Here is a 22206-nt window from a genome sequence, read left to right as displayed (position 1 = left end):
CGTGCGTACGACGGAGCGCCTCGTGCTGCGGCCGTTTCGGGAGTCCGACCTCGAGCCGTGGGCCGTGCTGAACGCGGATCCTGAGGTGACTCGGTATCTCGGGGCGGCGTTGACGCGGGAGGAGTCCGAGCGGGTCGCTGCGGCGGTGAACGCGGCGTACGAACGGAACGGGTATGGGTTCCTCGCGGTTGAGCGGCGGGCGGACGGGGTGTTTGTGGGTGCTGCCGGGTTGTCCCGTGAGGAGTTTTACCCGGACGACCTGGAGATCGGCTGGCGGCTCGCGCGTGAGTATTGGGGTCACGGGTACGCGACCGAGGCGGCGGCGTCCTGGCTGGACTACGCGTTCCGCGAGGCGGGGCTGCCTCGGGTTATTGCGGTGACCGACACTCCGAACGTCCGTAGCATCGCGGTCATGCGCCGGCTCGGGATGCGGTTCGACCACGAGGCGGTGCTGACGGCGGACGGCGTGCCGTTCGACGCCACCATCTACTCACTGAAGGCGGAGGAATGGCGAAGGTAGTTCTCGTCACCGGGATGCAGGCCGCCGGGAAGTCCACGATCGCGCCGTTGCTGGCCGCCCGGATTGGGCCGCCGGCGGCGACGCTCGACGGGGACGTGTTCTACCACGGCGTCGTCGCGGGCGCCGAGGTGATGACGCCGGACCCGTCGGCCGAGGCGATCCGGCAGTTGGAACTGCGGTACGACGCCAGCTCGCTGGTCGCGCAGCACTACGCCGACGCTGGATTCGACTTCGTCTGCAGCGACATCGTGCTGGGCGAGCACGTCGAACGGTGGTTCTCCCGGCTGCACAACGTGGAGAAATACCTGATCGTTCTCGTGCCGTCGGTCGAGTCGATCGTCGAGCGGGAGGTCGCGCGCGGCGGCGGGAACGCGTACCGCGACTGGGAGCAGCCCGGCGGCTCGCCGGCGGACGCCGTACGGGCGCTTCAGGCCGGCCTGGAGGAGATCCCGCGCCGGGGTCTGTGGCTGGACACCACCGGTCAGACCCCGGAGGAGACCGTCGAAGCGATTGACCTGGAGAAGGCCCGCTGGTGACCGGTCAGGTCGCTGGGGTCTCTTCCTCCTGGTCGTGGTCGACCATGGGGGAGACCGGCCAGTCGCTCGGGTAGTCCGGGGCGAACTCCTCGGCCTCGGCGTACAGGCGCTTGCGGTACTTGCGGGACAGCCGGTCGCCGAACACCATGCCCTGCGTGTGGTCGGTCTCGTGCTGCAGGCAGCGCGCGAGCAGACCGTTGCCCTCGTACGTCACCGGCTGGTTGTGGTGGTCGACGCCGCTGACCTTCGCGTAGTCGGGCCGGGCGCACTTGGTGAACGCGCCGGGCAGCGACAGGCAGCCCTCGTCGCCCTCGTCGAGGTTGCGGTCCTTGCCCTCCGGAAGCTCCAGCGTCGGGTTGCAGACCACGCCCTGGACATGGTTGCCGTCCTTGTCCGGACAGTCGAACACGTACAGCTGCAGGTCCACCCCGACCTGGTTCGCGGCCAGGCCGACGCCCTCGGCCGCGCGCATCGTCGCGACCATGTCGGCGACCAGCGTCTGCAACTCGTCGCCGAAGTCGGTGACGGGCTTGTTGACCCGGTGCATGACGTCCTCACCCCAGCGGGTGATGGGCCGCACCGAACCGTTCTCAGGCAACGTAGACATGCGGGAAAGTGTAGGCCGGGTGACCGGTACGGCGGTCACCCGGCCGGGGGTGCTACTTGGCGTTGGCCTCGTCCCGCCACGCGACCCAGTCGCGGAGCAGACCGAGGTCGTAGTCCGGGCCGGAAGCGTGCACGGTGAACAGCCGGGTGCCGACGTCGAGCAGTTGCTTGCCGACCTCCTCCGGCTTCTTGTCACCGACGCCGACCGAGCGCTCGATCTCGCCGGGGTCGCGGCCGATCGTCTTGCAGTGCTCGTCGAGTACGGCGTGCTTGTGCGCGATCGTCTCGGCGTCGCCGAAGCCGTGCCAGATGTTCGCGTGCTGCGCGACCAGCTTCAGCGTCTTCTTCTCGCCGCCGCCGCCGATCAGCACCGGGATGTCTCGGGTCGGCTTCGGGTTGAGCTTCTCCCAGCGCGCCTCGATCCGCGGCAGCGCCTCGCCGAGGGCGTCCAGCCGGCCGCCCGCCGTGCCGAACTCGTAGCCGTACTCGTCGTAGTCCTTCTCGAACCAGCCGGAGCCGATGCCGAAGATCAGCCGGCCGTCGCTGATGTGGTCGACGGTGCGCGCCATGTCGGCGAGCAGGTCGGGGTTGCGGTAGGAGTTGCAGGTGACCAGGGCGCCGATCTCGACCCGCTCGGTCGCCTCGGCCCAGGCGGCCAGCATGGTCCAGCACTCGAAGTGCAGGCCCTCGGGCTCACCGCTGAGCGGGTAGAAGTGGTCCCAGTTGAACACCACGTCGACGCCGATCTCCTCGGCCGCGGCGACGGTCCGCCGGATGTCGGCGTACTGGGCGTGCTGGGGCTGGACCTGCAGACCGATCCGCACGGGAAAGGCGCCGTACGGCCGGTCGGTGGACTCGGAAGCTGTCATGGTGGAGATCCTATCCGGCGTTACGGAGGACCCTCCGGATAGACCGGAATCCTGGACGGGGGTACGGCGGGATGGACGACGTGGACGAGTTCGCGCGGTTGTTCACGCGGTTCCTGGAGCGGATGCAGGCGGCCGGCGGGCCGGGGGTACGGCGGGAGAGTCTGCGGGAGCGGCTCCGGGAGCATCTCGGGATGGAACCGGAGCAGGTGCCGGTGGTCGCGTCGTCGTACCCGTCGTACGACCTGCCGAACGTGCAGCGGGCGGTCGAGGCGTGGTTCGACTCGTTCGAGGTGGTCGGGCTGGCGGGGTCGAACCGGGGCCACCACACGCTCGGTGAGCTGCTCGAGCTGGCGGAGTACGACCGGTTCGGGGTCGGCGCGGTCGACTACCAGCGGGTGCAGATCGATGTCGACGTCGAGCAGGACTGCGTCGCGTTCGGGTTCTACCTCGGGGTGAAGGGGGCGGACCGGTACGTCGCGCTGCTGCGGGCGGCGAACCCGCAGTACGGGCGGAACAACGTCGACCTGGAGATCCTGGTGGCGGCGAAGGGGGCGCGCGACCGGTTCCTCGGCGCGCTGCCGGGGCTGATCCGCGAGCACAACGTGTTCCGCGGCAAGGTGGTCTCGTTCGAGGGGCACGAGTTCGGGCAGGGAGTCGGGCCGTTCCGGCTGCATCCGCGGCCGGGCCTGCGCCGGGAGGATGTCGTACTGCCGGACGGGGTGCTCGAGCGGATCGAGCGGGAGGTTGTGGGGATCGCCGAGCACCGGGAGACGTTGCTGTCGGCCGGGCAGCATCTGCGGCGGGGCGTGCTGCTGTACGGACCGCCTGGAACGGGGAAGACGCACACTGTGCGGTATGTGCTGTCGCAGTTGCCGGAGTTCACCGTCGTACTGCTGGCCGGGACGAGTATCCACTTCATCGCGCAGGCGTGCGCGTTGGCACGGATGCTGCAGCCGGCGCTGGTTGTGCTCGAGGACTGTGATCTCGTGGCGGAGGCGCGGGACTTCTCGCGGGGTGCGGAGAACCCGCTGCTGTTCCAGGTGCTGAACGAGATGGACGGGTTGGCGCAGGATGCTGACGTCGCCTTCCTCTTGACGACGAACCGGGCGGATCTGCTGGAGCCGGCGCTCGTGCAGCGTCCGGGGCGGGTGGACATGGCGGTCGAGGTACCGCTGCCCGACACCGACGGGCGGGCGCGGTTGCTGCGGCTGTACGGACCCGCTCTGGACCTGCCCGCCGAGCTGGTGGCCGAGATCGTCGAGCAGACGGCCGGCACGACGGCGTCGTTCATGAAGGAACTCGTACGCCGGACCATCCTCCTGGCCGCCGAGGTGGGACAACCACCCGCTCCGAACCACCTCCGCTCTGCCGTAGCCGACCTCCTGTCCTCCCAGGACACCCTCACCCGCCGCCTCCTCGGTGCCACCGCACCTCCGGGTCCCGGGACGACCGGCTGAGGGTGCGGACCTGGGGCACTCACCAATCGGCGTGGGCGGGGTTCTCGCACACTCGACCGCGGTTGTCGGCCGGCCTTGCGAGAGAGTTGTTGAGTGGTGGAGGTCCGCCTCTCAGCTGAAGTAAGTGGCGAGGTGGGTGAGCATGGTGGCGACGCCGGGCTTGATGGGCGCCTGTTGCTCGTCGGTCAGACCCACGCTTCGGTAGTCGAGCTGGGTGCGGTTGCCGGGGAGTTCGGTGAGCGTGATGGTGATCTCCTCGGCGGGGTCGTCGAAGCGGAGTTCGACGTGGTGGGGGAGGTCGAGGGCGCCGAAGTGGAGGGTGAAGGGGACCTCGGCGTCGCCGACGAAGACCGCGGAGATCCGGCCTCCGGGGCGGGCGTCGATGCGGACGCGGTCGGCCGGTGTCCGGAAGCCGTCGGCGACGAACCAGGCGGCGAACGGCTCGGGCTCGGTGAACGCGCGGACGACCTCGCTGGGCGGGGCGTCGACCAACTGCTGCAGGGTGAACATGACAGGCACCTCCGACGGAATCGAGCTGACTCCACCAGCATGCCGAGACCCGTTTACGGTTTGTTTTCGGTGGGGAGCTGGGCAGCGTAGGTGTCGGCCCAGGCGCCGAGGGCTCGGATGGGGATCAGGAGGTCGGTGCCGGCGGTGGTCAGGGAGTACTCGACGCGTGGGGGTGCCTCGGGGTACCGGCGGCGTTCGACCAGGCCGTTGTGTTCGAGGCGGCGCAGCGTTTCGGTGAGCACCTTCTGGCTGATGCCGCCGATCTGGCGGCGGAGTTCGCCGGGGCGGCTGGGGCCTTGGGCGAGGGAGTACAGGACGACCATCGGCCAGCGGCCGCTGATCAGGTCGGCGGCGACGCGTGCCTGGCAGTCGGCGAAGAATCTCGGCTCCACCGGTCCATTGTGCGTCGCCCGTTGGGCACCTGGAGGTGCGCATCGAACTGGCTACGGTCGGGACCATGCGAATTGGGACAGTGGGCAACGGAATGATGGCCGAGGCACTCGCGAGCGGCTGGGTGCGGGCGGGACACGACGTGATGATCGGCGGGCGGTCCGCCGAGCGGGCAGCAGCCGCGGCGAAGCGGGCCGGCGCGGTCGCGGGCACGCTCGCGGAGGCGGCGGCGTACGGCGACGTCGTACTGCTGGCTGTGCCGGGCGAGAACGCGGTGGAGGTCGCGCGCCTGGTGCCGGAGGGCAGAACGCTCGTCGATTGCACGAATTCCCTCGACCACAGGAACTTCACGCTGGCACAGGACTCAGTTGCGGAAGCGGTCAGTGCGGTGACTGATGCGGCTGTGGTGAAGGCGTTCAATCTGGCGGCGGACACGGTGTGGCGGAATCCGCCGCGCGGGCTCGGGGTGCCGCTGTGTGGGGACGACGGAGTGGAGGAGGTGGCGGAGCTGGTGCGGGATCTGGGATGTACGCCGGTGCCGGCCGGTGGGCTGGTACGGGCGAAGTTGCTGGAGGCAACCGCCGCGCTGGTGATCGGGATCTGGGTCGGCGGGGGAGACGTGCGCGGGATGTTCCCGCCGTTAGAGGCTGCTTTCGGTACGGTCCCGCCGGGCCAGCCGGAGACTCCAGGCCGGGAACAGTAGATACGTCCCCGCCCAGCTGACACCCGCCGCGAACGTCCACCCCGGCGCGCTGGCCATGTCGTCGAGCCCCATCAGGATCCCAGGTACGCCGACCAACCCGAGCAGCATCACCCCACCGGGCAGGAACCCGCGTACGCCGACCAGCCAGACCCCGACGAGCGCGAACCCGAAGCTCGACCACAACCCGGCGAGATAGAACCCGGTGATGCCGCCGAGGACAAGCACGGTCCCGGCAACGGTCACCGCCGCACCAACGGCGGCGAACCCGAGCAGCACCGTACGCCGCGGCCGGAGAACCCAGGCGAGCCCGAAGCTGAGCACCCCCAGCACCGCGTTGCCGACGTCGTTGATCGGTCCGAAGGCGCCGGCCCCGGTGTAGAAGACGATCAGGCACAGGCAGGTGGCGAACCCGACGACCGCGTGCGTCAGCGCCACCTGCCGCACGGTCCGATCAGTGCTCACCCCTGGATGATCGCGCAAAGAGCTGGTTCAGGTCAGCCTGTGGGATCTGATCCGCGGCGAAGCTGATCGTCCCGTGCGTCGCCAGCTCCTCCGCGCTCCGCCGGACGAAGCCGAGCGCGGCCCGGGCGATCGACCCGCCCAGGCTGATCCGCGCGACCCCGGCGGCCTGCAGTTCGGCGACGGTCAGGGTCGACGTACCGAGGCCCATCACCACGTTCAGCGGCCCGTCGATCTCCTGCACCAGCGTGCGGATCGTGTCGAGCGAGTTGACGCCGGGGACGTACAGGCAGTCGGCCCCGGCCTCCCGGAACCGGTTCGCCCGCTCGATCGAGTCGGCGAGCGGAACCGGCGTACGCAGCAACTGCCCGTCGGTACGGGCCGTCAGCACGAACGAAGGCCCGGCCGCCTCGCGGGCCGCGGCGATCCGTTCCACCGCGAGCGAGACGTCGTACAGCTCCCGCCCGTCGTAGTCCTCGATGTTCCCACCGGCCAGCCCGGCCTCCCGCGCGGCCCCGATCGTCTCGGCGACCCGCGACGGATCCGCGCCGTACCCGTCCTCGAGGTCGCCGTTCACCGGTACGTCGACGGCCGCGGTGATCTCCCGGACCCGCGCGAACATCTCGTCCCGCGATACCGCGGGAGCGCCGTCCGGCAGTGTGTGGTCGCCCTTCGCGAGCGAGAACGCGATCCCTGCACTCGTGGTGGCGATCGCCGGGAACCCGGCCGCCGCGAGCAGCACCGCGCTCCCGGCGTCCCACGCGTTCGGCATCACGAACCGGCCCGTGTGCAACTCTCGGAACGTCATGCGCCCGAGTTTGTCACCGCGACAGTTCGGCGCTCACCGAACCTGCCGCGCCGCCTTCTCGTCGAGCAGCCAGAGTGTGCGGTTCTGCCCCTTCGGACGGGCCGCCGGTACGTCGCCCTCGGCCAGCGCCTTCGCGACCGCGTCGGCCTTGTCCTCGCCCGACACCACGAACCAGACCTCGCGGGCCCGCTCGAGCAACGGCATCGTCAGCGACACCCGAGTCGGCGGCGGCTTCGGCGAGTCGTGCACCGCGACCGCCGCCACGTCGGTCACCTCGACCTGCGGGTACCCCGGGAACAGCGAGGCGACATGCCCGTCGGGGCCGACCCCGAGCAGCAGTACGTCGAACGTCGGCGACCCGGCCGCTTCGAGCTCGGCGCCGTACGCCGCGGCCGCCGCCTCCGCGCCCTGTCCGGTGTCGGCGGCCATCGGGTGCACCCGCGCCGGGTCGACGTCCAGCGCCGACAGGAACGCGTCCCGTGCCTGGGTCTCGTTCCGCTCGGGGTCGCCGGCCGGCAGGAACCGCTCGTCGCCCCACCAGAACTCGACCCGCTGCCAGTCGACCTCGGCCCGCGCCGGCGACTCGGCGACTGCCTGGTACACCTTCGCGGCCACCCGCCCGCCGGTGAGCACGACCTGTGCGACACCGCCGGTGCTCTGCGCGTCGACGATCGCGGTGAGCAGCCGGCCCGCCACCGAGAACGCCAGGTCCTCGGCATCGGGATGAATCACCAGCTCAGGATCCACAGTCATCGCTTCGCAGCCTTCTTCGCAACGGTCTTCTTGGCAACGCTCTTCTTCGCCGCGGCAGCCTTCTTGGCCGGAGCTTTCTTCGTCACAACCTTCTTGGCGGCAGCAGACGCCTTCACCGGCGCCGACTTCCGCGCCGTGTCGGCAACCTTCTTCTTCTCGGCCGGCATGCTGTCCCGCTCCACCATGCACGCCAGCGTCTTCGCGTACACGTCGTCCGGATCCAGCCGCCGCAGCTCCTCACTGAGCAGCTCGGACGTCGTACGCCGCTTCAGCGCCACCGGCCGATCCGGCTGCCCCGGCACGCTGAACGTCGCCACCGCGCCGTCCGGCCGGGTGAGCGCGATCGGCCCCGACGGCGTGAACAGCCGTACGGCGGTCACGCCCGGACCGCGCGACGTCCGCTGCTCCACCGGCACCTTCAACCGGGACTGCAGCCACGCCGCCATCAGGTCGGCGCTCGGGTTGCCACGCGCCGCCGACACCTCGGCCCCGGTCACACGCGTCGGATACTGGTCCAGAGCGGCCGCCATCAACGCTCGCCACGGCGTCAGCCGCGTCCACGCGAAGTCGGTGTCACCGGGCGCGTACCCCTCGGCCCGTGCGCTGTAGTCCACCGACGCCCGCCGGGTCGCCGCCGCGTCGGTCACCCGCCGCCGGCCCAGCTTGCCGAGCGGATCCTCGGCCGGTACGCGCGGCCCGCCGCCCGGCCACCACACGATCACGGGGGAGTCCGGCAGCAGCAGCGGCGTGATCACGGACTCCGGCACCTTCGCCAGCTCCCCGTGCAGCCGCAGCAGCACCGCCTCGCCCGGAATCCCTTCACCCACACGGACCTCGGCGTCCAGGCCGGGCGCGCCCTTGCCCGGCCGGAGGATCGCGACCAGCACCCGCGACGGGTGCTCGCGGCCGGCCTCGTTCGCGGCCTTCATCGCGTCGTGGTGGGACGCCTCGTCGACGACCACGACGATGGTGCCGACCATGCCCATCGCCGGCGATCCGGCGTTCCGGCGGGCCTTCAGCAGCGCCGACGCGATCTCGCTCGACGTGGTGTCGGTCAGGTCGATGATCATGGCCGCCTCCAGGCACGTCCGTCGCGGGCGAGCATCTCGTGCGCCGAGTCCGGACCCCAGTCGCCGGACGCGTACTGCTCCGGCTTGCCGTGCCGGGCCCAGTAGTCGAGCACCGGGTCGAGGATCTTCCAGCCCAGCTCGACCTCGGTGTGCTGCGGGAACAGCGGCGGATCACCGAGCAGTACGTCGAGGATCAGCCGCTCGTACGCCTCCGGGGAGGACTCGGTGAACGAGCCGCCGTACGCGAAGTCCATGTTCACGTCGCGGATCTCCATCGACGTCCCCGGCACCTTGGCGCCGAACCGGACCGTGATGCCCTCGTCCGGCTGGATCCGCAGCACCAGGGCGTTCTGCCCGAGCTCTTCGGTCTCGGTCTTGGTGAACGGCAGGTGTGGCGCGCGCTTGAACATCACCGCGACCTCGGTGACCCGGCGCCCCAGCCGCTTGCCGGTTCGCAGGTAGAACGGGACGCCCGCCCAGCGCCGGGTGTCGACGTCGACCCGGAGCGCCGCGAACGTCTCGGTCGCGGAGTCCGACGGGATGCCGTCCTCCTGCAGGTAGCCCTTCACCTTCACGCCGCCTGCCCAGCCGGCGGCGTACTGCCCGCGGGCCGTGTGCAGGTCCAGCCGCTCCGGCAGCGTCACGGCGTTGAGGACCTTCTTCTTCTCCTGCCGCAGCGACCACGCGTCGAAGCTCACCGGCTCCTCCATCGCGATCAGCGCGAGCAGTTGGAGCAAGTGGTTCTGGATCACGTCGCGGGCGGCGCCGATGCCGTCGTAGTACCCGGCGCGGCCGCCGATGCCGATGTCCTCGGCCATCGTGATCTGCACGTGGTCGACGTAGTTGCTGTTCCAGATCGGCTCGAACATCGCGTTCGCGAACCGCAGCGCGAGGATGTTCTGGACCGTCTCCTTGCCCAGGTAGTGGTCGATCCGGAAGACCGCCTCGGGCGGGAACACGGACTCGACCACGTGGTTCAGCTCGCGGGCGCTCTTCAGGTCGTGCCCGAACGGCTTCTCGATCACCACCCGCCGCCAGGACCCGGGCTTCTCGTCGGTCAGCCCGTGCTCGGACAGCTGCCGGACCACCTCCGGGAACAGCCCGGGCGGGATCGACAGGTAGAACGCGTGGTTCCCGCCGGTCCCGCGGGTGACGTCGAGCTCGTCGACCGTCTCCCGCAGCCGGTTGAACGCGTCGTCGTCGGTCAGGTCGCCCGGCACGAACCGGAAGCCCTCGGAGAGCTGCTGCCAGACCTCCTCGCGGAACGGCGTCCGGGCGTGCTCCTTCACCGAGTCGTGCACGATCTGGGCGAAGTCCTGGTTGGTGTAGTCCCGGCGGGCGAACCCGACCAGGGCGAAGCCCGGGGGCAGCAGCCCCCGGTTCGCCAGGTCGTAGACCGCCGGCATCAGCTTCTTCCGGGCGAGGTCGCCGGTCACCCCGAAGATCACCAGGCCGCACGGCCCGGCGATCCTCGGCAGCCTGCGATCCTGCGGATCGCGCAGCGGGTTGACCGGACCTGTCGGCTCTTCGTCGAGCTCAGCGGTCATAGCCACTTTCCTCCCGTGTCAGGTGGCTCTAGTTGACTTACTGGAACAGTGCCAGCAGTTGCCGTACGCCGGCCGCGACGTCGGTCAGGTGCAGCCGCAGCACCGGGCGCCCGCGTTCGGCCAGTACGTTCGCGTCCCCGGCGGCCTGCGCCGAGATCAGCGTGCCGAACGTGAACGGCCGGTCCGGGATCTCCACGTCCACCGGGTGCGCGCCGGTGATCTGCAGGTACACGCCCTCCGGGTGGCCGCCCTTGTGGTACTGGCCGGTCGAGTGCAGGAACCGCGGACCCCAGCCGAAGGTCGTCGGGCGACCCGTCGTGGTGGCCAGCGCCGGGCGGACCGCCAGCAGGTCGGCGTCCCGCTCGGAGTCGAGGTACGCCATCACCGCCACGTAGCCCTTGTCGTCGAGCTTGCCGAGCAGCGCGTCGACCGCGCCCTTCAGCGAGTCGACACCGTCCAGCAGACCCTCGGAACCACGGACCTCGACAGCGCCTTCGGTGAAGGCGGCCGCCTCCGGCTCCGGCTGCGCGTCGAGCAGCCCGCGGGCCGCCTTCTTCGCGCTCTCCACGTCCGGCTGGTCGAACGGGTTGATGCCGAGCAGGTAGCCCGCCACCGCCGTCGCCGTCTCCCACAGCAGCATCTGCCCGCCGAGCGACCCCGACGTCAGCGCCGTCGGTACACCGCTGGTCGCCTTGTCCGCGAGCAGCGCGTTGGTCAGGTCGGCCGCGTCGCTGCGCAGCTCCGGCGCGGTCACCTCGACCGCGACCGGCAGGACGCCGGTGCCGTTCTTGCCGGTGCTCTCCGCGATCAACTGCTCGGCCCAGTCCGGGAACCCGACGATGTCGGAACCGTCGGCCGTGATGATCGCCTTGTCCCGGCCCGCGCTCGCCGCGAGGACCGCGCCGAGCCAGAGCGCCGGGTTGTCGGTCGAGTCGGCCTGCAGCGCCGGAGCGGCCTCCGCCGCCTGGTCGAGCAGCTCGGCGATGTCGGCACCGGCCAGACCGGACGGCACCAGGCCGAACGCGGTCAACGCGCTGTACCGGCCGCCGATGTTCGGGTCGGCCAGGAACGTCTTGCGGTAGCCCTCGTCCTTCGACAGCTTCTCGAACGGCGACCCCGGGTCCGTCACCACGACGATCCGCGAGGCCGCGTCGATGCCGGCGTCGGTGAAGGCCTTGGCGAACGTACGCCGGTGGCTGTCGGTCTCGACCGTACCGCCGGACTTGCTGGAGACCACGATCACGGTCTTCGACAGATCGCCGTCGAGCGCGCGCTTCACGACGCTCGGGTCGGTCGAGTCCAGGACCACGAGTTCGACGCCCGCCGTCCGGGTGATGACCTCGGGCGCCAGCGAGGAACCGCCCATGCCGGACAGCACGATCCGAGTCAGCCCCTCGGACCGCAGGTCCGCGAGCAGAGCCTCGACCTCGGCCAGCAGCGGCCGCGACGTCTCGTGCAGGTCCACCCAGCCGAGCCGGATCGACGCCTCGTGCTCGGCCTCCGGCCCCCAGATCGTCGCATCTTTGGCGGCGATCCGGGAGGCGATCTTCTCGGCGACCAGCTTGTCCACGACCTCGGTCCAGTCGCCGTTCTGGGTAGTTACCGCGGTCACTTGGCGGCACCCTTCAGCGCGGCGGTGACGGTGTCCTGCAGCTCCGACCAGGACGCGTCGAACTTCGCGACGCCCTCGTCCTCGAGGATCTGCACGACCTCGTCGTACGAGATGCCCAGCCGCTCCAGGTCGTCGATCACCTTGCGGTCGGCCGCGTAGTCGCCGCGGACGGTGTCACCGGAGAACTCGCTGTGCTCCTCGGCCGCCTTGATCGTTGCCTCCGGCATCGTGTTCACGACGCCCTTGGTGACCAGGTTGTCGACGTACAGGGTGGGGGAGTACGACGGGTCCTTGGTGCCGGTCGACGCCCAGAGCGGGCGCTGCGGCTTCGCGCCGGCGGTCTCCAGCTCACGCCAGCGGTCGGTGTCGAAGATCTCCTCGTACGCCTGGAACGCGAGCCGGGCGTTGGCGATCGCGGCCTTGCCCTTCAGCGCCTTGGCCTCGTCGGTGCCGATCGCGTCCAGCCGCTTGTCCACCTCGGTGTCCACCCGGCTGACGAAGAACGACGCGACACTGGCCATCTTGGTCACGTCGTGGCCGTTCTCGACGGCCTGCTCGAGGCCGGTCAGGAACGCGTCGGCGACGGCCTTGTAGCGCTCCAGCGAGAAGATCAGCGTCACGTTCACGCTGATCCCGGCGGCCAGCGTCTGCGTGATTGCGGGCAGGCCCTCCTTGGTGGCCGGGATCTTGATGAAGACGTTCTCCCGGCCGACGATCTCCCACAGCTGCTTCGCCTGCTCGACCGTCTTCGCGGTGTCGTGCGCGAGCGTCGGCTCGACCTCGATCGACACCCGGCCGTCCTGGCCCTCGGTGTCGTCGTACGTCGGCTTGAACACGTCGGCGCCGTCGCGGACGTCGCTGGTGGTGATCACCCGGATCGCCTCGTCGGTGGAGACGCCCTGCGCGGCGAGCTTGCCGATCACCTCGGAATACGCGTCCGCGTCCGAGATCGCCTTGGCGAAGATCGTCGGGTTGGTCGTCACGCCGGTGACGTGCTTGTCCTCGATCAGTGCCTGCAGGCTGCCGCTGGTCAGCCGCTCGCGGGACAGGTCGTCGAGCCAGATGGAGACACCCGCGTCGGCGAGTGCTTTCAAGCGATCGTTCATGTTCCGATGCCTTCTTCCGGAATGTTCTCGGGTGGGTGTCAGTTGGCGTCGGCCGGTCCGACCGGCCCGGCGGCGGAACGACCGGGCGGGACACCCGGACCGCTGATCTGTGCGGCGGCGGCGATGCTGTCCTTGGCGGCCTGCACGACCGCGTCGGTCGTGATGCCGAACTCGTCGTACAGCGTCTGGTACGCCGCCGAGGCGCCGTAGTGCTCGAGGCTGACCGACCGGCCGGCGTCGCCGACGATGTCGTGCCAGCTGAGCGAGATACCGGCCTCGACCGAGACCCGGGCCCGGACGCCGGCCGGGATGACGGTCTCGCGGTACGCGTCGTCCTGCTCGTCGAACCACTCGCGGGAGACCATCGAGACCACCCGGGCCTTGATGCCTTCCTCGGCGAGCTTGGCCCGCGCCTGAACGGCGAGCTGCACCTCGGAGCCGGTGCCGATCAGCACGACGTCCGGAGTGCCTTCGGTGTCGAGCAGTACGTACCCACCCTTGTGCACGTTCTCGGTGGTCGCGAAACCGTCCGCGCCGCGCGGGAAGGTCGGCACGTTCTGCCGGGTCAGGACCAGGCCGGCCGGGCGGTCGGTGTGCTCGAGGATGGTCGCCCACGCGGCGGCCGTCTCGTTCGCGTCACCGGGGCGGACGACGTCCAGGCCCGGGATCGCGCGCAGCGCCGACAGGTGCTCGATCGGCTGGTGGGTCGGGCCGTCCTCGCCGAGCCCGATCGAGTCGTGCGTCCACACGTACGTGACCGGCAGCTTCATCAGCGCGGCCAGCCGCACCGACGGGCGCATGTAGTCGGAGAAGACCAGGAAGGTACCGCCGTACGGCCGGGTCAGGCCGTGCAGGGCGATGCCGTTCAGGATCGCGCCCATCGCGTGCTCACGAATACCGAAGTGCAGCACCCGGCCGTACTCGTCGCCCTGGAACTCCTCGGTCGAGTGCTCCTTGGGAATGAACGACGGCTGCCCCTTCGGGGTGGTGTTGTTCGAGCCGGCCAGGTCGGCGGAGCCGCCCCACAGCTCGGGCAGCTCGGGCGCCAGCTTCGTCAGCACCTCGCCGGAGGCGGCCCGGGTCGCGATGCCCTTGGCGTCGGCGTCCCAGCTCGGCAGTGCCTGCTGCCAGCCCGCCGGCAACTCCCGCTTGGAGAGCCGGTCGAACAGCGCGGCACGCTCGGCGTTCGCGCCCTTCCACGCCTCGTACTTGGTGGTCCAGGCCGACTCCAGCGTCTTGCCCCGCTCGAGCGCCTGCCGGGTGTGGGCGAGCACCTCGTCGGCGACCTGGAAGGTCTGCTCCGGGTCCCAGCCGAGGATCTTCTTGGTCGCCGCGACCTCCTCGGCGCCGAGCGCGTTGCCGTGCACCTTGCCGGTGCCCTTCTTGGTGGCGGCCGGCCAGCCGATGATCGTGCGCAGCTTGATGAAGGTGGGCTTGTCGGTGACCGCGTTGCCGGCCTCGATCGCGTCGTACAGCGCCTGCACGTCCTCGTGGTAGCCGGTTCCGCCATCGGTCCAGTCGACGGTCCGGACATCCCAGCCGTAGGCCGCGTACCGGGCGGCGACGTCCTCGGAGAACGCGATGTTGGTGTCGTCCTCGATTGAGATCTTGTTGTCGTCCCAGATGACGGTGAGGTTGCCGAGCTGCTGGTGACCGGCCAGCGACGATGCCTCCGCCGAGACACCCTCCTCCAGGTCGCCGTCGGAGGCGATCACGTACACGTGGTGGTCGAACACACCGTCGCCGGGTGCGGCATCCGGCTCCAGCAGACCGCGTTCGCGGCGGGCCGCCATCGCCATACCGACCGCGTTGCCGACGCCCTGGCCGAGAGGGCCGGTGGTGGTCTCGACGCCCGCGGTGTGCCGGTACTCCGGGTGGCCCGGGGTCTTGCTGCCCCAGGTGCGCAGCGACTTCAGGTCATCCAGCTCGAGGCCGAAGCCGGCCAGGTAGAGCTGGATGTACAGGGTCAGGCTGGAGTGGCCCGCGGACAGCACGAAGCGGTCGCGGCCGGCCCAGTGCGGGTCCGCCGGATTGTGCCGCATCACCTTCTGGAACAGCAGGTACGCCGCCGGCGCCAGGCTCATCGCCGTACCGGGATGCCCGTTTCCGACCTTCTCGACCGCGTCCATCGCGAGCACCCGCACGGTGTCGACCGCGCGCTGGTCGAGCTCGGTCCATTCAAGCTTGGTCTTCTCCGTCACGCCGGCGGCGCTCCTCTCGATGGAAAGTCTTCGGGGTACTCACTCAGGATGAGCCTACTGTGGCGAGGACCGTCCGCTGGGTACCACTCGACTGTTTGTCAACCGTTCAGGTCGGCGGCCTGTTCCCGGCTCGCCAAGGGGGGTGTGCGAACCCTCCTACGGGGCGTCGTAGACTGCTGAATCGTCAGCGCCGGTCAGCCGGCGTCAACCCAGATCTGTTCGAGGTGTTCGTGACGGCCGTCGACCCGCGTCCCGCCGCGACGACGTCGTACCCGACGCCGCTGCCGGACGCTCCTGCTGTGTCAGCCGCAACAGCGAGTCCGTCGGTGCGCGACGTGGTGAAGGCGTACGTCGGTCTGACCAAGCCGCGCATCATCGAGCTGCTGCTGGTGACCACGGTGCCGGTGATGTTCCTGGCCGCCGACGGCGTGCCCGGGCTGACGATCGTGGTGGCGACGCTGATCGGCGGCATCCTGGCCTCCGGCAGCGCGAACACGATCAACTGCGTGTTCGACCGCGACATCGACGAGCAGATGCGCCGGACCCGGCGCCGCCCGCTGCCGCGGCACGCGGTCAGCCCGCGGTCGGCGACGATCTTCGGTGTCGTGCTCGGCGTGCTGGCCACGCTGGAGCTCGGCTTCTTCGTGAACTGGCTGTCCTCCGGCCTGGCGCTGGCGGCGAACCTGTTCTACGTCTTCGGCTACACGATGGTGCTCAAGCGCCGGACCGTGCAGAACATCGTCTGGGGCGGCATCGCCGGCTGCTTCCCGACCCTGATCGGCTGGACCGCGGTCACCGGCAAGCTGGCCTGGACGCCGGTCGTGCTGTTCCTGGTGGTGTTCTTCTGGACGCCGCCGCACACCTGGTCGCTCGCGATGCGGTACCGCGAGGACTACGCCGCGGTCGACGTACCGATGCTGCCCGTGGTCGCGACGCCGGTCGCCACCGCCCGGCAGATCATGGCGTACTCGGTGGTCATGGTGATCACGTCGCTCGCGCTGTGGCCGATCGCCGACACCGGCTACATCTACGGGCCGGCCGCGATCGTGCTCGGCTTCGTCTTCCTCCGCGAGGCCCGTCGCCTGTTGCTCCGCGCCCACACCGGCGCCGACGGCGCGGCCCTGCGGCCGATGCGGCTGTTCCACTTCTCCAACATCTACCTCGCGCTGCTGTTCATCGCCGCCGCGATCGACCCGCTGCTGCGCTGAGTCTCCGCTGAGTGTTGACCTCGCGGTGATCTTTTGCTGCGATGGTCCGGTCTGTGGAGGGGGATTCCACGCCTGGGGAGACGTGGCTTCAGGGGGAAACGTATGGGGGTACGAACACGCATTGCCGCGCTCGCGGCGCTCGCACTGACCGGGTCGCTACTGTTCGCGGGACAGGCCGACGCCGGTGGCAACCATTCGGGACTGCGGCCGGTGGCGACCGGTCTGGACGGGCCGCGCGGCGTCTCGACGTACAAGAACCAGGTCATCTACAGCGTCACGGACGGTTCCGTGTACGCGACCGACGGGCACAAGACGTGGAAGCTCGGTACCGTGCCGGGCACCGGTGGGTTCCCGCCGGCGATCGACACCAGCAACCGGGGTGTTACCTACGCGCTGACCGGGGCGGGCGGCGAGCCGGGACAGCCGCCGGTGCCGGGCAGCTCGACGCTGTACAAGCTGTGGCGCGGGAAGGCGGTCAAGGTCGCCGACATCGCCGCGTACCAGGCGCACGACCCGGATCCGTACGACCTCGAGAACAATCCGACGGACTCGAACCCGTTCGGGGTCGCGGCGCTCGCGGACGGCACCGTCCTGGTGTCCGACGCGGCCGGCAACGACCTGCTGCGGGTCTGGCCGAACGGCCACCTCGCGACGGTCGCACGGTTGAAGCCACGCACCGTCACGGTTCCGCCCGGCCTGCCGCCCGAGTTCGGGCTGCCGCCGGCCGGTTCGAAGGTCCCGGCCGAGGCGGTCGCGACGTCGGTCACGGTCGGCTCGGACGGGTACTGGTACGTCGGTGAGCTCCGCGGCGTGCCGGCGACACCGGGGACGTCGGAGATCTGGCGGATCAGGCCGGGCTCGGTGGGCGCGGTGTGCGACCCGGAGAACCCGTCCAAGGGGAGCTGCAAGCGGTACGCCGACGGCTACACGTCGATCGTGGACCTGGCCGGCGGACCGCACGGGAAGCTTGCCGTGGTGGAGCTGGCGAAGGCGAGCTGGCTGCAGTTCGAGCTGACCGGCAAGCCGCAGGTCGGCGCTCTGTTCCTGCAGACCCGCGGACACCGGATCGAGCTGGCGAAGGACAAGCTGATCCTGCCGGCCGGGGCCGCGTTCAGTCGCCGAGGTGACCTGTATGTGTCCGGTCCGGTCTTCGGCCCGGGCGCGGTCTACCAGGTGCGGTAGCTATTCGGCTTCCGGAATGAGGATGCTGGCGAGGGCGACCCGGCGAGTGCCGGGCCGCTCTTCCCGGTACGGCGCCAGTACGTCGTTGAGGTGGTTCTGCAACGTGGGCAGGTCGCCGTCCGCGACGTACAGCTGGCCCATCCCGAAGCCGAGGTAGTCGCGCAGTTCCTGGTCCTCGGAGGCCAGGAACCTGTCGAACGTCTCACCGACCAGGCCCAGGAACGTCAGGAACGTCGTGCGCAGCTGGGCCGCGCCCATCGCCCGGATCTCGTCCAGGTCGGCGATCGCGAGCCGTTCGCCGAGCGCCAGCGTCCGCTCGGTCGTGCCGCGGACCTTGCGTTCGGCGACCACCGCGAGGATGCCGGCGTCGATCAGCGCCGCGACGTGCCGGTAGAGCGTGGCCTGGGTGATCTCGGGCAGGGCCGCGCGGAGCTGGGTGGTGGTGAGCTCGCGGCCGCCGAGTTGCTGGATGATCCGCAGCCTGGCCGGATGCATGACCACGTCCGCGATCGGTGAGTCCTTCGGCACAGTCGTCTCCTGATCATTATCAGTCTGATAATGTTATTGCTCTCAGGTTGATAATAGTAGGAGAGGGGACAGTCATGGTGCCGATTCGGGTGTCCGGGCTGAGCAAGAGCTTCGGGGCGGTCCAGGCGGTGCGGGACGTGACGTTCACCGCGGAGGCCGGCCGGGTCACCGGGTTCGTCGGGCCGAACGGGGCGGGGAAGTCGACCACGCTGCGGATGCTGCTCGGCCTGATCCGGCCGGACGCGGGCAGCGCGCTGTTCGGCGGTACGGCGTACCACGAGCTGCCCGACCCCACCGGGACGGTGGGCGCCGTCCTCGATCTCGCGGCCGCGCATCCCGCGACGAGCGCGCGGGCGCATCTGCGGACCGTGTGCGACCTGAGCGGTCACGACCGCGCGCGGGTCGACGCGGTGATCGAGGCGGTGGAACTGACCGGGTACGCCGACCGGAAGGTGCGCGGGTTCTCCACCGGGATGCGGCAACGGCTAGCGCTGGCGACGGCGTTGCTGGGGGATCCGGACGTACTGGTCCTGGACGAGCCGTCGAACGGCCTGGATCCCGCGGGCATCGTCTGGTTGCGGACGTTCCTGCGGTCGCTGGCCGACGAAGGGCGGACCGTACTGATCTCGAGCCATGTGCTGACCGAGTTGCAGTACAGCGTCGACGACCTGGTGCTGATCGACCACGGGCGGATCGCCTGGTCCGGCGGCCTGGGTGACTTCACCAGCCACGGAACGACCCTCGAGCAGGCCTTCCTCACGCTGACCACGAAGGAGCTGACGGCATGACCAACCTGATCCGCGGCGAGATCACCCGGTTGTTCTCGACCCGCCTGCCGCTCTGGGCGTTGATCGCCGCAGTGGCGTCGGGCGGCGGGCTGACCGGCATTCTCGCGCTGACCGGTCCGGAGAACGCCACCCCGCCGATGCCCGGCATCGACACCCCGGCGGGCGCGGGCATGGTCGTCGGCCTGACCGGTCTGCTGCTGTTCGTCCCGGCCCTCTTCGGCACGATCGCGGTCACCAGCGAGTACCGGCACCGCACGATCGGTACGACGTTCCTCGCGGCACCGCGGCGCGGCCGGGTGCTGACCGCGAAGCTGGTCGTCTACGGCGTCGGCGGCCTCTGCTACGGCCTGATCGCCTCCGTCACGTCCGGCCTCGCCCTGCTCGGCGCGGCGCTCGCCCGCGGGGTCACGTTGACGATCGGCCCGGCGGATCTGCTGCTCCTGCTGACGAAACTCGCCGTCGTCGCGGCCGTGTACGTCGTCATCGGCGTGGCCGTCGGCGCCCTGGCCCGTCACCAGCTCGTTGCCGTCGGCATCGTCCTGGGGTACTTCTACTTCCTCGAGTACGTGCTGATGATCCTGCCCGGCGTGAACCGGCTGTACCCGTACCTGCCCGGCGGCGCGACGTCCTCGCTGACCAGTTTCACGTACCTCACCGACACGATCGCCGACCAGACCGCCGGCCACCTCGGCACACCGCTGCCCCCGGTGTACGCCGCCCTGGTCCTGCTCGGGTACGCCGCCGCCGGCGCGATCGTCGCGGCCGTCGTACCGCTGCGGCGCGACCTGGTCTAGGTCGCCGGCGTACCGCGTTCGCCGTAGACCGCGGTGACGAGCGCGATCAGCAGGCCGGCCAGGAACATGTGCACGAGTACGACGCCCCACGGCAGGCCGGTGAAGTACTGCGTGAAGCCGACCGCGCCCTGCAGCAGCTCAATAGCCAGCAGCCAGGCGGCCAGCTTCCGAAGCGTCCGCGAGGTCGCGGTCACCCGGGTCGCGATCACCAGCGCGATCGTGATGCCGAACAGCCCGAACACGAAGTCCGCGTGCAGCTGGCTGACCACCGCGGGGTCGAACCCGTTCCGCCCGGTCTCCGGGTCGCCCGAGTGCGGCCCGGCGCCGGTGGTGACGGTGCCGAGGGCAACCGTGATCCAGACCGCGACCACCGCGGCGGTCGCGAGCGCGCGGACCACCGGGGGAGTGTGCGGGTACGGACTGGTGCGGGACCGGCGCATCATCGACACGGTCAGCGTGATGATCACCGGCGAGACCAGGAAGTGCGCCGACACGATCCACGGGTTCAGCCCGGTCAGCACGCTGATGCCGCCGATCACGCCCTGCAGCGGGACGCCGAGCGCGGCCGCGGTGGCGAGCCGGCGCAGGTCCCGCCGGACCGGGCGGTAGCGCATCACGACCAGCCAGGTGATGATCGCGACGATCGCGACCACGAACCCGAGCATCCGGTTGGTGAACTCGATCGCGCCGTGATAGCCGAGCGCGGCGTGCGGGACGTACGACGAGTCGGTGCACGACGGCCAGGTCGGGCAGCCGAGGCCGGACCCGGTCAGCCGGACCAGTCCACCGGTCACCACGATGCCGATGTTCACCGCCACCGAGGCCCAGCCCCAGCGCCGGACGACGTCCAGGCTCGGCTCGGGGATCAGGCGCCAGAACTTGCTGACCGGCTCGCTCTCCTGGGGCGGGGTATCCGTGCTCATCACCGGCACACTCTAAAGCTCAGTCCCATTTGAACGTCCGGGAGACCAGGTATCCGAGCACCGCGGCCCACAGTGCGAGCGACAGCGCCGCGGCCCACGGCACCACGCCGTGCACGGTCGAGTTCGAGATCCCGCTCGCCAGCGCGGCGCTCGGTAGCAGCCGTACGACGGCCTGCATACCGTGCGGGTACTCGTCGACCGGGGTCATGATCGCACCGCCCACCAGCAGGAGCAGGTACAGCAGGTTCGCGGCCGCCAACGTGGCCTCGGCGCGCAGTACTCCCGCCATCAGTAGGCCGAGGGAGGCGAAGGCCGCTGTGCCGCACAGGACGGTGAGGAGGACGCCTATGACGGCGACGAATCCACCGACAGGTTTCCACCCGAGTGCCAGCCCAGCACTGATCAGAATGATGAGCTGGATTGCCTGGACCAGGAGGACTGCGCCGATCTTTCCGGCCAGGAGGCCGGTGCGCGACAGGGGAGAGGCGCCTAGGCGTTTGATCACGCCGTACCGGCGTTCGAAGCCGGTGGCGATGGCCAGTGAGGTGAAGGACGAGGAGAGAACCGCCAGCGCCAGGACGCGGGGGACCGCTTCGTCGATCGGGCGGCCGCCGCCGAGGGGCAGGCGGTCGCCGAGGCCGGTCGCGCCGAGCAGCAGCAGGACGCCGAGCGGGATGACCAGTGCCAGCAGCAACTGCTCGCCGTTGCGGACCAGCAGCTTGAACTCCATCCGCGTGTGCGAGAGCACCTTCTGCGCCCAGGCCGCGCTGCCCGGCTGCGGGGCGTACGTCGTCATTTCTCGTGCCTAGGGGTGGTGAGCTCGAGGAACACGTCCTCGAGCGACTTGGTGTGGTGTTCGGTGAGCGAGTCGGGAGTGCCGGAGGCGATCACCTTGCCGGCCGACAGCACGTGCACCTGGTCGGACAGCTGCTCGGCCTCGTCCATCGCGTGCGTCGTCAGTACGACGGTGACGCCGTCGTCGCGGAGGTCGCGGATCAGCTGCCAGATCTCCCGGCGGCCGTGCGGGTCCAGCCCGGTGGTCGGCTCGTCGAGGAACGCCAGCTCCGGCCGCCCGACGATCGCCAGCGCGAACGACAGCCGCTGCTTCTGCCCGCCGGAGAGCCTGCGGTACGGCGTACGCCCGCAGCTGCCGAGGTCGAGTCGCTCCACGAGCGCGGGGACGTCGAGCGGATGCGTGTGCAGCGTCGCGACGTACCGGAGCATCTCGACCGCGCGGACGCCCGACCAGGCGCCGCCCTCCTGGAGCATCACGCCGAGCTTCGGCATCAGCTCGTCGTGGTCGGCGAGCGGGTCCAGGCCGAGGACCCGGACGCTGCCCGAGTCCGGGCGCCGGAAGCCCTCACAGGTCTCGACGGTCGTGGTCTTGCCGGCACCGTTCGGGCCGAGCACGGCCGTCACCGTGCCGGCGGTTACGGTGAGACTGAGGCCGTCGACCGCGGTCTTCTCGCCGTACCGCACGACGAGGTTGTCGATCTCCACCGCGACTGGCACAAACGGCAGCATAGAGAACAGGGCGGAGTGACCTCGCTCACGCCTCCCCCTGAGTCCCGCCTGAGCCCGGGAATCGGTTAGGTGAGCCTTATTTGAAGGCCCCGGGGAATTACGCGACACTGAT

At 70.1% G+C, this 22206-nt stretch carries 24 protein-coding genes; 8 read left to right on the top strand and 16 right to left on the bottom strand.

The window, feature by feature from the left end; all coding sequences use genetic code 11:
• The first annotated feature begins 1 nt into the window (after position 1).
• Together ACQHIV_RS12280 and ACQHIV_RS12275 are read left to right on the top strand one after the other, a co-directional pair.
• On the top strand, positions 2-520 hold the full coding sequence (locus tag ACQHIV_RS12280) for a GNAT family N-acetyltransferase (protein WP_427893771.1): 519 nt from the start codon (positions 2-4) through the stop codon (positions 518-520).
• On the top strand, positions 508-1056 hold the full coding sequence (locus tag ACQHIV_RS12275) for a phosphotransferase-like protein (RefSeq protein WP_427893769.1): 549 nt from the start codon (positions 508-510) through the stop codon (positions 1054-1056). Before ACQHIV_RS12280 ends, ACQHIV_RS12275 begins: the two co-directional genes overlap by 13 nt.
• 4 nt (positions 1057-1060) lie before the next feature.
• On the opposite strand, the gene def is transcribed toward ACQHIV_RS12275, so the two are convergent.
• Together def and ACQHIV_RS12265 are read right to left on the bottom strand one after the other, a co-directional pair.
• Complete coding sequence (gene def, locus ACQHIV_RS12270) at positions 1061-1663, bottom strand: peptide deformylase (protein ID WP_427893767.1); 603 nt, start codon at positions 1661-1663, stop codon at positions 1061-1063.
• A gap of 52 nt (positions 1664-1715) precedes the next feature.
• On the bottom strand, positions 1716-2531 hold the full coding sequence (locus tag ACQHIV_RS12265; RefSeq protein WP_427893766.1) for an LLM class F420-dependent oxidoreductase: 816 nt from the start codon (positions 2529-2531) through the stop codon (positions 1716-1718).
• A gap of 71 nt (positions 2532-2602) precedes the next feature.
• Here ACQHIV_RS12265 and ACQHIV_RS12260 point away from each other — a divergent pair, with 71 nt between their 5' ends.
• Positions 2603-3988, top strand: coding sequence for an AAA family ATPase (locus tag ACQHIV_RS12260; RefSeq protein ID WP_427893764.1), 1386 nt, complete (start codon positions 2603-2605; stop codon positions 3986-3988).
• A 111-nt stretch (positions 3989-4099) separates the two neighbouring features.
• Here the strand turns inward: ACQHIV_RS12260 and ACQHIV_RS12255 are convergent, their stop codons facing one another.
• Positions 4100-4498 (bottom strand): SRPBCC family protein, encoded by a 399-nt coding sequence (locus ACQHIV_RS12255; RefSeq protein WP_427893762.1) that lies wholly within the window; start codon positions 4496-4498, stop codon positions 4100-4102.
• Positions 4499-4551: 53 nt separating this feature from the next.
• On the bottom strand, positions 4552-4890 hold the full coding sequence (locus ACQHIV_RS12250; protein ID WP_427893761.1) for a winged helix-turn-helix transcriptional regulator: 339 nt from the start codon (positions 4888-4890) through the stop codon (positions 4552-4554).
• Positions 4891-4955: 65 nt separating this feature from the next.
• On the opposite strand from ACQHIV_RS12250, the gene ACQHIV_RS12245 reads away from it, so the two are divergent.
• Positions 4956-5591: an NADPH-dependent F420 reductase gene (locus ACQHIV_RS12245; RefSeq protein ID WP_427893759.1), complete on the top strand. Its 636-nt coding sequence runs from the start codon at positions 4956-4958 to the stop codon at positions 5589-5591.
• Here ACQHIV_RS12245 and ACQHIV_RS12240 read toward each other — a convergent pair.
• The 8 genes from ACQHIV_RS12240 to tkt are packed head-to-tail and all read right to left on the bottom strand — an operon-like array spanning position 5529 to position 15147.
• The gene (locus ACQHIV_RS12240) at positions 5529-6053 is read right to left on the bottom strand and encodes a hypothetical protein (protein ID WP_427893757.1); all 525 of its coding nucleotides are present in this window, start codon (positions 6051-6053) and stop codon (positions 5529-5531) included. The genes ACQHIV_RS12245 and ACQHIV_RS12240 overlap by 63 nt on opposite strands.
• Positions 6043-6858 (bottom strand): isocitrate lyase/PEP mutase family protein, encoded by an 816-nt coding sequence (locus tag ACQHIV_RS12235; RefSeq protein WP_427893755.1) that lies wholly within the window; start codon positions 6856-6858, stop codon positions 6043-6045. Before ACQHIV_RS12235 ends, ACQHIV_RS12240 begins: the two co-directional genes overlap by 11 nt.
• Positions 6859-6891: 33 nt before the next feature.
• Complete coding sequence (gene pgl / locus ACQHIV_RS12230) at positions 6892-7611, bottom strand: 6-phosphogluconolactonase (protein WP_427893753.1); 720 nt, start codon at positions 7609-7611, stop codon at positions 6892-6894.
• Positions 7608-8681 (bottom strand): glucose-6-phosphate dehydrogenase assembly protein OpcA, encoded by a 1074-nt coding sequence (locus tag ACQHIV_RS12225; protein WP_427893751.1) that lies wholly within the window; start codon positions 8679-8681, stop codon positions 7608-7610. The genes pgl and ACQHIV_RS12225 overlap by 4 nt, the downstream gene beginning before the upstream one ends.
• Positions 8678-10228 carry a glucose-6-phosphate dehydrogenase gene (gene zwf / locus ACQHIV_RS12220; RefSeq protein ID WP_427893749.1) on the bottom strand — a complete coding sequence of 517 codons (1551 nt, stop codon included), beginning with the start codon at positions 10226-10228 and terminating at the stop codon, positions 8678-8680. The genes ACQHIV_RS12225 and zwf overlap by 4 nt, the downstream gene beginning before the upstream one ends.
• A 37-nt stretch (positions 10229-10265) precedes the next feature.
• The gene (locus tag ACQHIV_RS12215; RefSeq protein WP_427893747.1) at positions 10266-11840 is read right to left on the bottom strand and encodes a glucose-6-phosphate isomerase; all 1575 of its coding nucleotides are present in this window, start codon (positions 11838-11840) and stop codon (positions 10266-10268) included.
• Positions 11837-12946, bottom strand: a complete 1110-nt coding sequence (gene tal / locus ACQHIV_RS12210) for a transaldolase (RefSeq protein ID WP_427893745.1) — start codon at positions 12944-12946, stop codon at positions 11837-11839. The genes ACQHIV_RS12215 and tal overlap by 4 nt, the downstream gene beginning before the upstream one ends.
• A gap of 38 nt (positions 12947-12984) precedes the next feature.
• On the bottom strand, positions 12985-15147 hold the full coding sequence (gene tkt / locus ACQHIV_RS12205) for a transketolase (RefSeq protein ID WP_427893744.1): 2163 nt from the start codon (positions 15145-15147) through the stop codon (positions 12985-12987).
• Between the two features lie 230 nt (positions 15148-15377).
• Here tkt and ACQHIV_RS12200 point away from each other — a divergent pair, with 230 nt between their 5' ends.
• Entirely contained in the window at positions 15378-16355 is a 978-nt protein-coding gene (locus ACQHIV_RS12200) for a heme o synthase (protein ID WP_427893742.1), read from the top strand.
• A gap of 102 nt (positions 16356-16457) precedes the next feature.
• Positions 16458-17537, top strand: coding sequence for a ScyD/ScyE family protein (locus tag ACQHIV_RS12195; protein WP_427893740.1), 1080 nt, complete (start codon positions 16458-16460; stop codon positions 17535-17537).
• On the opposite strand, the gene ACQHIV_RS12190 is transcribed toward ACQHIV_RS12195, so the two are convergent.
• A complete protein-coding gene (locus ACQHIV_RS12190; RefSeq protein WP_427893738.1) occupies positions 17538-18065 on the bottom strand; it encodes a helix-turn-helix domain-containing protein in 528 nt (175 codons plus the stop codon).
• Between the two features lie 74 nt (positions 18066-18139).
• On the opposite strand from ACQHIV_RS12190, the gene ACQHIV_RS12185 reads away from it, so the two are divergent.
• Together ACQHIV_RS12185 and ACQHIV_RS12180 are read left to right on the top strand one after the other, a co-directional pair.
• Positions 18140-18853, top strand: coding sequence for an ABC transporter ATP-binding protein (locus ACQHIV_RS12185; RefSeq protein ID WP_427893736.1), 714 nt, complete (start codon positions 18140-18142; stop codon positions 18851-18853).
• Positions 18850-19647, top strand: a complete 798-nt coding sequence (locus ACQHIV_RS12180) for an ABC transporter permease subunit (protein ID WP_427893734.1) — start codon at positions 18850-18852, stop codon at positions 19645-19647. The genes ACQHIV_RS12185 and ACQHIV_RS12180 overlap by 4 nt, the downstream gene beginning before the upstream one ends.
• Here ACQHIV_RS12180 and ACQHIV_RS12175 read toward each other — a convergent pair.
• Genes ACQHIV_RS12175 through ACQHIV_RS12165 form a run of 3 tightly spaced genes read right to left on the bottom strand, consistent with a single transcriptional unit; the run spans position 19644 to position 22082 of the window.
• A complete protein-coding gene (locus ACQHIV_RS12175) occupies positions 19644-20570 on the bottom strand; it encodes a COX15/CtaA family protein (protein WP_427896468.1) in 927 nt (308 codons plus the stop codon). The genes ACQHIV_RS12180 and ACQHIV_RS12175 overlap by 4 nt on opposite strands.
• A gap of 19 nt (positions 20571-20589) precedes the next feature.
• Positions 20590-21366: an ABC transporter permease gene (locus ACQHIV_RS12170; RefSeq protein ID WP_427893732.1), complete on the bottom strand. Its 777-nt coding sequence runs from the start codon at positions 21364-21366 to the stop codon at positions 20590-20592.
• Positions 21363-22082, bottom strand: a complete 720-nt coding sequence (locus ACQHIV_RS12165; RefSeq protein WP_427893731.1) for an ABC transporter ATP-binding protein — start codon at positions 22080-22082, stop codon at positions 21363-21365. The genes ACQHIV_RS12170 and ACQHIV_RS12165 overlap by 4 nt, the downstream gene beginning before the upstream one ends.
• Between the last annotated feature and the right edge of the window lie 124 nt (positions 22083-22206).

It is taken from the genome of Kribbella polygonati (genome assembly GCF_050320105.1).
Classification (GTDB): Bacteria; Actinomycetota; Actinomycetes; order Propionibacteriales; family Kribbellaceae; genus Kribbella.
This window is presented reverse-complemented; position numbering and strand designations above follow the sequence as displayed.

What these genes read in the sequence shown, in the direction of transcription:
- ACQHIV_RS12275 (WP_427893769.1), top strand. Translation starts at nt 508, where the DNA reads ATGGCGAAGGTAGTTCTCGTCACCGGGATGCAGGCCGCCGGGAAGTCC.
- def (WP_427893767.1), bottom strand. Translation starts at nt 1,663, where the DNA reads ATGTCTACGTTGCCTGAGAACGGTTCGGTGCGGCCCATCACCCGCTGG.
- ACQHIV_RS12265 (WP_427893766.1), bottom strand. Translation starts at nt 2,531, where the DNA reads ATGACAGCTTCCGAGTCCACCGACCGGCCGTACGGCGCCTTTCCCGTG.
- ACQHIV_RS12260 (WP_427893764.1), top strand. Translation starts at nt 2,603, where the DNA reads ATGGACGACGTGGACGAGTTCGCGCGGTTGTTCACGCGGTTCCTGGAG.
- ACQHIV_RS12255 (WP_427893762.1), bottom strand. Translation starts at nt 4,498, where the DNA reads ATGTTCACCCTGCAGCAGTTGGTCGACGCCCCGCCCAGCGAGGTCGTC.
- ACQHIV_RS12245 (WP_427893759.1), top strand. Translation starts at nt 4,956, where the DNA reads ATGCGAATTGGGACAGTGGGCAACGGAATGATGGCCGAGGCACTCGCG.
- ACQHIV_RS12235 (WP_427893755.1), bottom strand. Translation starts at nt 6,858, where the DNA reads ATGACGTTCCGAGAGTTGCACACGGGCCGGTTCGTGATGCCGAACGCG.
- pgl (WP_427893753.1), bottom strand. Translation starts at nt 7,611, where the DNA reads ATGACTGTGGATCCTGAGCTGGTGATTCATCCCGATGCCGAGGACCTG.
- ACQHIV_RS12225 (WP_427893751.1), bottom strand. Translation starts at nt 8,681, where the DNA reads ATGATCATCGACCTGACCGACACCACGTCGAGCGAGATCGCGTCGGCG.
- zwf (WP_427893749.1), bottom strand. Translation starts at nt 10,228, where the DNA reads ATGACCGCTGAGCTCGACGAAGAGCCGACAGGTCCGGTCAACCCGCTG.
- tal (WP_427893745.1), bottom strand. Translation starts at nt 12,946, where the DNA reads ATGAACGATCGCTTGAAAGCACTCGCCGACGCGGGTGTCTCCATCTGG.
- ACQHIV_RS12195 (WP_427893740.1), top strand. Translation starts at nt 16,458, where the DNA reads ATGGGGGTACGAACACGCATTGCCGCGCTCGCGGCGCTCGCACTGACC.
- ACQHIV_RS12185 (WP_427893736.1), top strand. Translation starts at nt 18,140, where the DNA reads ATGGTGCCGATTCGGGTGTCCGGGCTGAGCAAGAGCTTCGGGGCGGTC.
- ACQHIV_RS12180 (WP_427893734.1), top strand. Translation starts at nt 18,850, where the DNA reads ATGACCAACCTGATCCGCGGCGAGATCACCCGGTTGTTCTCGACCCGC.
- ACQHIV_RS12175 (WP_427896468.1), bottom strand. Translation starts at nt 20,570, where the DNA reads ATGAGCACGGATACCCCGCCCCAGGAGAGCGAGCCGGTCAGCAAGTTC.
- ACQHIV_RS12170 (WP_427893732.1), bottom strand. Translation starts at nt 21,366, where the DNA reads ATGACGACGTACGCCCCGCAGCCGGGCAGCGCGGCCTGGGCGCAGAAG.